Consider the following 12,341-nt stretch of genomic DNA (forward strand, 5'->3'; position numbering starts at 1 on the left):
GCGTGACTACAGCAGTGGATCGGGGGAGGTGACGGGAGATGCCCAGTTCGGTGATCATCGTCGCGCTCGCAGCGGCATGGCTCGTCGTTCTCGTGCCCATGGTCGCCCGCAAGCGCCAGCAGGTCGCACGGACGACGGACTCGGCCTTGGCGGCGCGAGTCGTGCGGAGCGGGAGCACACGCCACGAGGGACCGGAGGAGTTCGCGATGGCGGAAAACACGGAACCATCGGTAGAAGACGACCTGGCCGAACTCGAGGCGGAGCTCGACGCCGACCTCGAGGACGAGGAGCCGGAAGCCGAACCGCTTCCCCAGCCCTCGCACACGGCCCGCCCGGAAAGAGAACGCCAAGGCACGGGCTACCGTCCCGGCCGTGGCGGCTTCGACCCGGAGGCTGCGGACATCGCCGCCCGCGCCAAGTACGCGTTCCGGCAGCGGGTCGTCATCGCCCTCCTGGTGCTGGTGGTCACCACCGCGGCCGTCGCCGGCTTCCTGACCCCGACGGTCTGGTGGGCCAACGGTGTCGTCGACGCCGTCCTCATCGGCTACCTGGCGTACTTGCGCCGCCAGGTCCGCATCGAGAACGACATCCGGCAGCGCCGCCTCGCCCGCTTCAACAGCACCCGCGCCCCGCGCCGCCCGGCGGTCGACGACGAAGACCACGAGTCCCGTGAGGACATCGAGGTCGTCGCCACCGAACGTCCGGCCGTCGTGGAACGCAAACCGTCCCCGATGTCCCGCCTCCGGCGCCAAGCCGTCGTCGTCGACCTCGACGACGAGGACCCTGCCTTCCACGAGCTCGACGAGCCCGGGACCAGGCCTTTCCGCCGGGCCTCCGGAGAGTGACCCCCCTGCGTTCGAGCCTCCAGAGCCACTGCTAAGCTCATGGAGCCTCAAACGCAGGGGCAAGCTTCACCAGGGGCTGTAGCGCAGTTGGTAGCGCGTCTCGTTCGCATCGAGAAGGTCAGGGGTTCGATTCCCCTCAGCTCCACACATGAAGTTGTAGATGAACCCCCTGAGCGCTTGGAAATCCCAGGTCAGGCACTCGCAGGGGGTTCATCTGTGGCGGGGGTTTGGTCGCGGCACGTTGGGTCGCTTACTAGAACTTCGGTCCGGCTGTCTGGATCTTGATCCGGGTCGACGTCCAGTTGTCGTGCGAGCTCGACGAGCACTTTGGCGATCTTGTGCGCGTCTGGTGGATCGTGTCGCACACCCCGAATCCGGACCCTCGACACATGGGTTCGGGGCTTGTGTCCCCGCTTCTTTGGTTCGACCATCAGAGTCACCACCCTGTCGCGACGGCTTGTTGGTCACGTAAGTGGGGACGAGGACGTTGCTGGTCGCCAGCGAGCCTGCTGACGCTGATTTGAATCTCTCATCGAGGATAAGCTCGCAGCATTCGGATGTCTCCTCCTGTGAGGGCGCCGCAGGCGACGGTTCCTGATGGGGACGCCCAGCTCGTACAGGACTGCCCTGGCTTGGTCGCCAGCGATGAGATCCTGGACTTGATCGGCCTCAAACTGGCGGGCTAGTCGTGGTTTGGGCTGGGTCGCCGGGTGATGAAGCCCGGCCCGTTGGGTACGGCAGCTTCCGGAGCAGGGTGTCGCGCGACGGCAACTCACTTCGCGAGTGTCCGGGCACTATCGTTGAAGCGCTCGATCCAAATATCACCATTCGTGGCGCAATCGTCACGCAAAGTCACATAAGGATGGATGCCGCAGAATGGACAGGTCGCACGCACGTTTTGCCGTGGGCTCGCGCACAGGCTCGGGTCTTGAGGTAGGCAGGGGGGTGGCGTGGTAATGGCCCTCAAGAAGTCGGACTTGTACAGCTCGCTCTGGCGGAGCTGTGACGAGCTGCGCGGCGGCATGGATGCGAGCCAGTACAAGGACTACATCCTGACGCTGCTGTTCGTGAAGTACGTGACGGACAAGGCAAAGTCCGACCGCAACTCCTTGATCGACGTCCCTGACGGCGGCTCCTTCGACGACATGGTCGCCCTCAAGGGCGATAAGGAAATCGGCGACGGGATCAACAAGATCATCGGCAGGCTCGCCGAGGCTAACGGGCTGCAGAAGGTCATCGACCTGGCCGACTTCAACGACGAGGAGAAGCTCGGCAAGGGCAAGGAGATGCAGGACCGGCTCTCCAAACTGGTGACGATCTTCGCTGACCTGGACTTCCGGGGCAGTCGCGCCGAGGGCGACGACTTGCTCGGCGACGCCTACGAGTACCTGATGCGGCACTTCGCCACGGAGTCTGGCAAGTCGAAGGGCCAGTTCTACACCCCGGCCGAGGTCTCGCGCGTGCTCGCCAAGGTTGTCGGCATCGGGCAAGGTACCCGGCAGGACCACACGGTCTACGACCCCACGTGTGGGTCGGGTTCGTTGCTCCTCAAGGTTGCCGATGAGGCCCCTCGCGGCATCACCATCTACGGCCAGGAGAAGGACAACGCCACCTGGGCGCTAGCCAGGATGAATATGATCCTCCACGGCAGCGAGGACGCGGACATCCGCAAGGGTGACACGATCACGAGCCCCCAGTTGATCACGGGAAGCCAGCTACGGACCTTCGACTTCGCCGTCGCCAATCCGCCGTTCTCGATCAAGTCGTGGAGCAACGGCCTGGAGAATGAGTACGGTCGATTCGAGTTTGGCCGGCCACCGGAGAAGAACGGCGACTACGCCTTCCTGTTGCACATCCTTAAGTCCCTTAAGAGCAACGGCAAGGCTGCGGTCATCCTGCCACACGGTGTGCTCTTCCGCGGCAACGCCGAGGCCAACATTCGCAGGGAGCTGCTGCGTCGCGGCTACATCAAGGGCATCATTGGTCTGCCCGCCAACCTTTTCTACGGAACCGGCATCCCGGCGTGCATCATTGTTCTCGACAAGGAGAATGCCCAGGCCCGGACCGGCGTGTTCATGATCGACGCCTCCAAGGAATTCATCAAGGACGGCAACAAGAACCGCCTCCGCAGCCAGGATATCCACAAGATCGTCGACATCTTCAACAAGCAGACGGAGATCGAGCGCTACTCGCGCATGGTGCCGCTCCACGAGATCGCTGATCCAAAGAACGACTACAACCTCAACATCCCGCGCTACATCGATTCCTCCGAGCCGGAGGACATCCAGGACCTTTACGCCCACCTGCACGGCGGGATCCCGGACCGTGATCTGGACGCGCTCAGCGGGTACTGGGAGGCATTCCCGAGTCTTCGCGCGACGCTCTTCAGGCCAAACCGCTCCGGCTACAGTGACCTTGCGATCGGCGTGAATAAAGTGCAGCAGGCCATCTTGGACTCCGACGAGTTCCAGAAATTCGCTACTGACGTGCGCAGCCAGGTTGACGACTGGTTCGCGGCTCACCGGCCGATTCTGCAAGGCTTGAACACGGACACCGTCCCGAAGGATCTAATCGCTCACATCAGCGACGATCTACTCGCGCGGTTCAGGGACACGCCACTGCTTGACGAGTACGACGTCTACGAGCAGCTCATGACCTACTGGCACGGCGTTATGCACGACGACGCCTTCCTCATCATGAACGAGGGGTGGATCAACGCCGCCAAGCCTCGCAAGACCATCGAGGACAAGGAGCGGAAGCTCTCCGAGACACCCGACCTTGTGGTCGGCTCGGGGCGTGGCGCCACCAAGTACAAAATGGACCTCATTCCGCCCGCGCTCGTCGTCGTTCGCTACTTCGCGGACGAGCAGGCCGAGGTGGATACGCTGAACGCGGTAGCCGAGGAAGCCGGGCGCGCCGTTGAGGAATACATTGAGGAGCATGCCGTCGAAGACGGCCTGCTTGCCGAGGCCATGGACGACGGCAAGATGTCTAAGCCTCTTGCTTCGACACGGCTCAAGGAGGCCCGGCACGAAGGGGCTGCCCCAGAGGAGATCGAGGCACTCCAATACCTGATCAAGTTGTACAACAACGAAGCTGTCGCAAAGAAGGCTGCGAAGGATGCCCAGGCCGCGCATAATCTAGCGACCCTCAAGAAGTACAGCGAACTCACCCTGCCTGAAATCAAGCAACTTGTCCTCGACGACAAGTGGCACGCGACTACCGCGGATCGCGTCGTACGCGTCGTCGACTCGCTTACGCTCTTTTTAGTCGGTCGGATACAGCAGCTCGGTGAACGCTACTCCGAAACAGTCGAAGCGCTCGACATCGAGCTTCAGAAGCTTGAGACCGCAGTCGCCAGCTACCTGGCAGATATGGGGGTGGTGAAATGACGGCCCACGCCACGCCCTGGCCTGAGGCTACGCTAGGCGAGATTAGCACGAAGGTCACGGTGGGCTTCGTTGGTTCAATGTCCCATCTTTTTAGAGCCAGAGGGGTTCCACTACTGCGCGGAACCAACGTCCTTCCGGGGCGTATCGACCTAACAAACTTGCGCTATATTTCACACCTGACGCACAAAAGTTGGTCGAAGTCCGCCCTGCAGCCCGGGGATCTTGTGCTCGTGCGAGTCGGCTACCCGGGCAGGACTGCTATCGTCCCCGATTCCCTCAAAGAGGCCAATGCGGCAAGCCTTGTCATCGTTCGACCTGATAGACGATTTCTGAACCCCTCGTTTGCGATGCATGTGTTGAACTCGCGCCTCGGAAGCGCGCGCATCGAGGAACAACTGGTCGGCGGTGCGCAGCAGGTTTTCAATACGGGTCTGGCGGCGAAGTTGCAGATACCGCTCCCGCCCCGTTCCGAACAGGACCGAATCGCCGTCGTCCTGGACGACATTGATGAGTTGATAGCCACGTTGGAGCGGATGATTGTCAAGAAGCAGGCGATCAAGCAGGGCGTGGTTCAGAAGCTCCTGACTGGCGAGACCCGCCTGCCTGGCTTCAGTACTCCTTGGAGTCGAGTTTGTCTACGTGATGCCGGTTCCACCTACGGCGGCCTGGCGGGCAAGACAAAAGACGACTTTGGGACGGGCTCAGCTTCGTTCGTGACCTTTACAGAAGTTATGGAAAGCCCGCGACTCCATGGTCGACGACTCGAACGCGTCAAAGTACTCGCCAATGAGCGGCAGAACTCAGTTCGACGGGGCGATGTTCTCTTCAATGGGTCCTCTGAGACGCCAGAAGAAGTAGCTCTGGCTGCGGTGGTGGATTTTAATCCCTCCCCAACAACATTCCTGAACAGCTTCTGTTTTGGATACCGTTTGAAACAATACGAGTTGATCGACCCTGGCTATCTTGCATACTTCTTTCGATCGGGCAGTGGTCGCGCACTGGTGGCGTCGCTCGCGCAAGGCGCAACTCGGTACAACATTGCGAAGACGAAAGTTCTCAATCTCAGCCTTCTGTTGCCTCCGATCGACGAACAGCGTGCCATAGTCGCAGCATTTCAGGACTCAGAGAACGAGATCATGGCTATTAAACGTCGGCTCGCCAAAAAGCGGAACGTCAAACAAGGGATAATGCAGCAACTGCTGACCGGTCGTACCCGCCTTCCGATCGAGGAAGGTGCTGCGTGAGTAACGTGGGGCAACCTGAGCGTAAGGCTCAAGATCGCATCATCGAACTGTTCAGGGACTCGCTGGGTTACGAGTACCTCGGCAACTGGGAGTACCGCGAGGGCAACTCCAACGTCGAGGTCGAGCTGCTTGCGCAGAATCTCCGTGCCCGCGCGTACAGCGACAACCTGATCAACAAGGCGGTCGACAAGCTGAAGAGCGACGCTTCGCTCGGTGGTGGTCGTGATCTATACGAGGCGAACCGTGACGTCTACGGCCTGCTGCGCTACGGGGTGAAGGTCAAGCCTGGCGTAGGCGAGCGCACGGAGACGGTGTGGCTCATCGACTGGGCACGGCCAGAAGCCAACCACTTCGCGCTGGCGGAGGAAGTCACGGTGCTAGGCCAGCACACCAAGCGCCCGGACATCGTGCTGTACGTCAACGGTATTGCCCTCGGGACGATCGAGCTCAAGCGCTCGAAGGTCGCCGTCTCCGAAGGCATCCGGCAAAGCTATGGGAACCAGCGGCCCGAGTTCATCCGGTCGTTCTTCACGACGGTGCAGCTCGTGATGGCCGGCAACGATGTGGAGGGGCTGCGCTACAGCGTCATCGATACATCGGAGAAGTACTGGCTGGCGTGGCGTGAGCCGTCCGACATCGTTGACCCCCTCGATCGTTCCTTAATCCAGCTCTGCTCGAAGGAGCGGCTGCTCGAGCTGGTCCATGACTTCATGGTCTTCGATGCAGGGCAGAAGAAGACATCTCGGCATAATCAGTACTTCGGCGTCAAGGCAGCCCAGGATCGGATTGCCAAGCGCGAGGGCGGCATCATCTGGCACACACAGGGCTCGGGCAAGTCGCTGACGATGGTGTGGCTGGCCAAGTGGATCCGTGAAAACCAGCCGGATGGCCGCGTGTTGCTCATCACCGACCGCACCGAACTGGACGAGCAGATCGAGAAGGTCTTCAACGGGGTCAACGAGTCGATCTACCGCACCAAGAGCGGCGCCGACATGCTGGCCACCCTCAACACCAGCGACGAATGGCTGGTCTGTTCGCTGGTCCATAAATTCCGCGACTCTGAGGACAACGCTGCTCGAGACCAAGCGGAGAGCGAGTTCATCCGCGAGCTGAACGCGACGATCCCAAAGGACTTCCGTGCCAAGGGCAACATCTTCGTCTTCGTCGACGAGGCCCACCGAACTCAGTCGGGCAAGATGCACGATGCCATGAAGACGCTCTTACCAGGCGCGATGTTCATCGGCTTCACTGGCACGCCGCTGCTCAAGGCGGACAAAGCAACGACCATCGAGAAGTTCGGCAGCTTCGTCCACACCTACAAGTTCGACGAGGGAGTGGCCGACGGCGTCGTACTGGACTTGCGGTACGAGGCGCGCAACATCGACCAGGAACTGACCTCCCCTGCGAAGGTCGACAAGTGGTTCGAGGCCAAGACCAAGGGCATGACAGACCTGTCCCGCGCGGAGCTCAAGAAGCGCTGGGGCACCATGCAGAAGGTCGTCAGCTCCGAACCGCGTGCCAGGCAGATCGTCAACGACATCCTGCTCGATATGGAGATCAAGCCGCGCCTGTCGGATGGCCGTGGCAACGCGATCCTCGTCAGTTCGAGCATCTACCAGGCGTGCAAGTTCTACGAGCTGTTCACGCAGGCCGGGTTCAAAGGCAAGTGCGCCATCGTCACGTCATACGAACCGCAGGCGAGCGACATCGCCAAGGAAGACTCCGGCCACGGCGCCACTGAGCGGCTGCGCCAGTACGAGATCTACCGGCAGATGCTGGCCGACCACTTCAACGAGCCTGCCGACAAGGCGATGACCAAGGTCGAACAGTTCGAGAAGGACGTCAAGGACCGTTTCGTCAACGATCCGGGACAGATGCGCCTGCTCATCGTCGTCGACAAGCTCCTCACCGGCTTCGACGCGCCCAGCGCGACCTACCTGTACATCGACAAGAAGATGGCCGACCACGGCCTGTTCCAGGCGATCTGCCGGGTCAACCGCCTCGACGGCGAGGATAAGGACTACGGCTACATCGTCGACTACCGTGACCTATTCAACTCGCTTGAGTCCGCGATCACCGACTACACCGGCGGTGCCCTGGAGGGCTACGAGAAGAAGGACATCGAGGGACTTCTGTCCGACCGGCTCGAGAAGGCTCGGGAGGACTTGGACGAGGCACTGGAGAAGATCCGGGCGCTGTGCGAACCAGTCGCACCGCCGAAGAACACGGTGCAGTACCAGCACTATTTCTGTGCCCGTGAGCATGGCAACGCCGAGCAGCTCAAGGCCAACGAGCCCAAGCGAGTTGAGCTCTACAAGTCTGTTGCCATCGTGACCAGGGCATACGCCAACCTCGCCAATGAGATGAGCGCCGCAGGCTACAGCGACGGGGAAGCCGCTGCGATCAAAGACGAGATCGTGCACTACGCCAACGTGCGTGATGAGGTCAAGCTCGGTGCTGGCGAGAACGTCGACTTCAAGCAGTACGAGGCTGGCATGCGCCACCTGCTCGACACCTACATCAGTGCGAGGCCGTCCGAAGTGGTCTCCGACTTCCAGGACGCCGGCCTGATCCAGCTGATCGTTGAGATGGGGGCCGGTGCTCTCAGCAAGCTGCCCGCGGGCATCAAGAAAGAGCCCGAAGCGGTGGCGGAGACGATCACCAACAACATTCGCAAGCTCATCATCGATGAGCGGGCGATGAACCCGAAGTACTACGACAAGATGTCCGAGCTGCTTGACGCCATCCTCGAGGAACGCCGCCAGGGGGCGCTGGACTACCAGGAGTACCTTGCGAAGTTGTTGGAGCACGCGACCAAGCTCGGTAAGGGCGAATCAGATACTCCGTACCCGGAGTGGGCCAACAACGGTGCCCGCCGTGCCCTGATCGACTTCTGTTATCCATCGATCAAGCTTGCGATTGACATCGACGCAACCATCTGGCACACCAAGCCTGACTCGTGGGTGGGCAATCCGATCAAGGAGAAGAAGGTCAAACGCGCGCTCGCCCAGACGTTGCCTGACGACTTCGACCGTCTTGATGAACTGCTTGAGCTGGTAAAGGCACGTCATGAGTACCGCTAGTGCCTACTTGACCGTCCGCGGGATTAACATCGACGTCGTCTACAAGGACATCAAGAACCTGCACATCGGTGTCTACCCACCACTGGGACGCGTCCGAGTCGCCGCCCCGCACCGGCTTGACGACGACCACGTCCGGTTGGCCGTGATCCAGCGGCTGCCGTGGATCAAGCAGCAGCGTGAGCAACTTCGCTCGGCCGCGCGCCAGTCCGAGCGAGAGATGATCACGGGCGAGTCTCACTACGTGTGGGGAATTCGCCGCCGAATGAAGGTGATCGAGCGCCCTGGACGGGCTCACTTCGAGGTAGACGGCGAACGGTTGCTGCTCTATGTTCCGGCAGGCACCACGGCAGAGCGCCGACGCGAACTGATTGATCGTTGGTACCGGGAGCAACTACGACAAGCGATCCCGCCTCTGATCGCCAAGTGGGAACCGAAACTGGACGTGTCGGTGCCGCGCTGGACCATCAGACGAATGAAGACCAAGTGGGGTTCCTGCAACCCTGGCAGCGGGCACATCTGGTTCAACGTCGAACTCGCCAAAAAGCACCCAGACTGCCTGGAGTACATCGTCGTCCACGAAATGACGCATCACCTCGAACGCAACCACGGACCGCGCTTCACCGCACTCATGGATAAGTTCATGTCGAACTGGCGGAGCCTTCGTGATCAGCTAAACGAGGCGCCACTAGGGCATGAAGAATGGAGTCAGACTGTATGAGTGGGTTGCACGGCTGTTGACTGAGCATGGACGATCGCGGCCGTCCGCGGGTGTCTCGGGTGGGGATGCCGCGTTCGCGCAGCTTGGTCAGCACTGTGGTGTGGCTGACGCCTAGGTGTTCGCCGACTCGTGCCAGGGACCAGCCGAGGTTGTAGAGGTGGACGGCGTTGTCGATCTGCTCGGCGGAGAGGCTGCGTCGGCGCATCGGCACACCGCGCCGGTGGAGGATGTTGCTGACCTGTTCGCCGTTCGATGCCGAACCGGGCACCCAACTCGTACACCGTCGCCCCGGTCTGGTATCCGGCGATGAGTTCCTGAACCTGATCAGCGTCGAGTTGGCGTGCCCGCCGTGGTTTGGGTCGGTCGACGGGCGGAGCCGGTGCAGCGCGGTCCGGAAGCTTCCGGAGCAGGGTTTCCAGGGCCTCTACCTGGGGTTTTGTGTTGTAGTAAGTTCCCTCAAGGTCCACAGCAGAAAAGACCCGCACTTCCCAAAAAGTGCGGGTCTTTCGCGTTTCACAGCCGCCCGCTTTTCTTGCCGATTTCGTCGCGAAACATACCGGGATCGGCGAATACGAAAGAAAGGATTCGCGCGGGGTACCGACCAGGCTTACGGACTCCCGTTCGCGGCCTACCCGCCACTAGGATGATCACCCGTCGCACAGCGCTTCTGGAGGGACGTCGCCCGTGGCCGGTCGGTTCGGCGTTCTCCTCCGTGACGCCCGCCGCCGGGCAGGTCTGACTCAGGACGGCTTGGCCGCCCGCTCGGGGGTCGGGGTGCGGACCATCCGCCGTCTCGAAACCGGTGGGGGCACAGACCCGCGCGTCGGCACCGTGACGTTGCTCGCCGACGCACTCGGCATCACCCCGCAGGAGCGCGCCGATCTCCTCGCCGCCGCCGACGGCAGGCAGCCGGACGAGCCCGTCGAAGCGCCGCCCGAGGACACCGTCGAAACACCGGTGGTTCCGGCTCCCTCCCTCGTCATCGTGCCCGAAGAGGTGACCGAAGCGGCGGACCACCTGGCCACGATCATCGCCACCCGGCTCCGGCGCGAGGAGGAACTGCGCCGAGTGCACGATCCGTTCCCCCTGCCCGTGCGGTGGCGGGTCGCGGCCGAACTCGCCGACCACTGGGACAACATCTGCCGCGTTCCGCACGGGGTGACCGCCCCGCCGCTCGATCTCTCCGGCGAGATCGGCGACATCGCGGACGTCTACCGCGGCATCCCGTCACGGAAACTGGTGGTGCTGGGCCGCGCGGGGGCGGGCAAGACCGTGCTGACGCTGCGTTTCGCGCTCGACGCGCTGGCCGTCCGGAATCGCGGCGGCGTCGTGCCGGTCATCTTCACCATCGGTTCGTGGGACCCGACCACGACACCGTTGCGTTCCTGGCTCGTCGAAACGCTTCAGCGCGACCATCCCGGGCTCTCCGCCGAGGCTCCCGGCGGCTCGACGTTGGCGGCCGTGCTGGTCGACACCGGATACGTCCTGCCCGTCCTCGACGGCTTCGACGAGATCGCCGAGGGGCTGCACCGGCCGGCGCTCGAAGCACTCAACTCCCTGTCCGGGCCGCTGTTCCTGACCAGTCGTTTCGACGAGTACGAACGTGCTGTCACCAACGTCCACACGCTGACGTCGGCCGCCGTCGTCGAACTGACCGACCTCGGCGTCGACGATCTCGCCGGTTACCTGCCCCGAACGGCACGACGCGTCACTCCCGGCGGAACGGCCACGGCGTGGGATCCGGTCTTGGCCGCCTTGCGCGATACCGAAGCGCCGGCCTCGAACCTGGCCACGGTCCTGAAAACCCCGCTCATGGTCGGGCTCGCCCGCACGGTCTACAGCGACTCGCGCGAACGCGATCCGGCAATTCTGCTGGACACCGACCGCTTCCCCACGACGCAGGCGCTCGAGGAGCATCTGCTCGACACCTTCGTCCCCACAGTCTGGGAAGCCGGTGACGTCCGGCAGCGCTGGGATCTCGAACAGGTCCGCCACTGGCTGGGTTTTCTCGCCGACGACCTCGACCGGCGGGACACCGGTGACCTCGAATGGTGGCGGTTGGGCGGCTCGCTGACCCGTTGGTCGCGCATCCTCCTGGTGACGGCCTCCACCTGGCTGACCACGGCGCTCGTCATCTGGTTCGTGTTGAGCCCGCTCAATTCCCTCACTTCCGGCCTGCCGTTCCGGTGGCCCGTCGTCCTCGTCGACGGGCTGGCCAGCGGGGCCGTGATCGCCGTTCCGTTCGGTCTGCTGTATTCGTTCCTCGTGGTCCGCAAGGCCGGGTCCCTTGAACCGACACGTGTGCGGATGCGGCTGTTCGACCGGCGGGCACGACGGCCCCGCCTCCGGCGAAGGATCGCGGTCAGGTTCGCGGCGGGTGTGGCGGGCGGCGTGCTGGCGGCCGTCGCCGTCACCCTTGTCGGCGTCTTCGTGAGAGCGCTGTCGCCGGATCTCGTCGTCATCGATGATCTCGGCCATCTCCTTCGCCTGATCCTGGTCGACGTCACCGTTTTCGGGCTCGCCTTCGGCCCTGTCTGCGGCGGGCTGCTGGCGCTCCTCACCCTCCTCCAGGTACCCGCGAACTTGACCACCGCCACCAGCCCCGCCGATCTGCTCGCGGCGAACCGCTCGACCGTGCTGCGCGTCGTCGGGTTGTTCGCGCCGGTGCTCGCGATCGCGATCGGCCTCGGCAGCTTCGGGGCCGCGGCCGCGCTGGAGAGCATCACGGGCCCGTCCTTCCACCTCGTGCGCTCGTTCAGGGTCAGTGCCCTGCTCGGCCTCACCGCGGGGCTCGTCACGGCCTTCGCGTACGTGATCACCTTCACCGCGTGGGGCCAGTGGCTGGTCTTCACCCGCTTGCGGCTCCCCTTGCTCCGCAAGCTGCCGTGGGCCGTCACCGCGTTCCTGGACGACGCGTACCGGCGAGGGGTCCTGCGCCAGTCCGGCGCGGTCTACCAGTTCCGGCACGCCCGGCTGCAGCAGCATCTCGCGAAGGCCTACCGCTCCCAGCTCTAGGGCCTTTCCGCAGCTCAGCGCCACCGGCCGTAAATGGCCGCCGC

6 protein-coding genes and 1 tRNA gene are annotated in these 12,341 nt (G+C 62.9%); all 7 read left to right on the forward strand.

Going from position 1 to position 12,341, the window contains the following annotated elements; genetic code table 11:
- The first annotated feature begins 38 nt into the window (after positions 1-38).
- The 7 genes from glpR to AB8M46_RS06380 all read left to right on the forward strand — a co-directional run bounded on the left by glpR (position 39) and on the right by AB8M46_RS06380 (position 12,297).
- A complete protein-coding gene (glpR, locus tag AB8M46_RS06350) occupies positions 39-845 on the forward strand; it encodes a gephyrin-like molybdotransferase receptor GlpR (RefSeq protein ID WP_037340545.1) in 807 nt (268 codons plus the stop codon).
- A 72-nt stretch (positions 846-917) separates the two neighbouring features.
- Positions 918-990 (forward strand) — tRNA-Ala (locus AB8M46_RS06355).
- A gap of 811 nt (positions 991-1,801) precedes the next feature.
- The gene (locus AB8M46_RS06360; protein WP_394359796.1) at positions 1,802-4,237 is read left to right on the forward strand and encodes a type I restriction-modification system subunit M; all 2,436 of its coding nucleotides are present in this window, start codon (positions 1,802-1,804) and stop codon (positions 4,235-4,237) included.
- Positions 4,234-5,481, forward strand: a complete 1,248-nt coding sequence (locus tag AB8M46_RS06365; RefSeq protein WP_394359797.1) for a restriction endonuclease subunit S — start codon at positions 4,234-4,236, stop codon at positions 5,479-5,481. Before AB8M46_RS06360 ends, AB8M46_RS06365 begins: the two co-directional genes overlap by 4 nt.
- Complete coding sequence (locus AB8M46_RS06370) at positions 5,478-8,564, forward strand: type I restriction endonuclease subunit R (RefSeq protein ID WP_394359798.1); 3,087 nt, start codon at positions 5,478-5,480, stop codon at positions 8,562-8,564. Before AB8M46_RS06365 ends, AB8M46_RS06370 begins: the two co-directional genes overlap by 4 nt.
- On the forward strand, positions 8,551-9,282 hold the full coding sequence (locus AB8M46_RS06375; RefSeq protein WP_044852106.1) for a M48 family metallopeptidase: 732 nt from the start codon (positions 8,551-8,553) through the stop codon (positions 9,280-9,282). Before AB8M46_RS06370 ends, AB8M46_RS06375 begins: the two co-directional genes overlap by 14 nt.
- 684 nt (positions 9,283-9,966) lie before the next feature.
- Positions 9,967-12,297: a helix-turn-helix domain-containing protein gene (locus tag AB8M46_RS06380; RefSeq protein ID WP_394359799.1), complete on the forward strand. Its 2,331-nt coding sequence runs from the start codon at positions 9,967-9,969 to the stop codon at positions 12,295-12,297.
- Positions 12,298-12,341 lie beyond the last annotated feature (44 nt).

Source organism: Amycolatopsis sp. SB7-3 (assembly GCF_041021335.1).
GTDB lineage: Bacteria > Actinomycetota > Actinomycetes > Mycobacteriales > Pseudonocardiaceae > Amycolatopsis > Amycolatopsis japonica.

Excerpts from the sequence above, each read along its gene's own strand:
- glpR (WP_037340545.1), top strand. The coding sequence starts at position 39 with ATGCCCAGTTCGGTGATCATCGTCGCGCTCGCAGCGGCATGGCTCGTC.
- AB8M46_RS06365 (WP_394359797.1), top strand. The coding sequence starts at position 4,234 with ATGACGGCCCACGCCACGCCCTGGCCTGAGGCTACGCTAGGCGAGATT.
- AB8M46_RS06360 (WP_394359796.1), top strand. The coding sequence starts at position 1,802 with ATGGCCCTCAAGAAGTCGGACTTGTACAGCTCGCTCTGGCGGAGCTGT.
- AB8M46_RS06375 (WP_044852106.1), top strand. The coding sequence starts at position 8,551 with ATGAGTACCGCTAGTGCCTACTTGACCGTCCGCGGGATTAACATCGAC.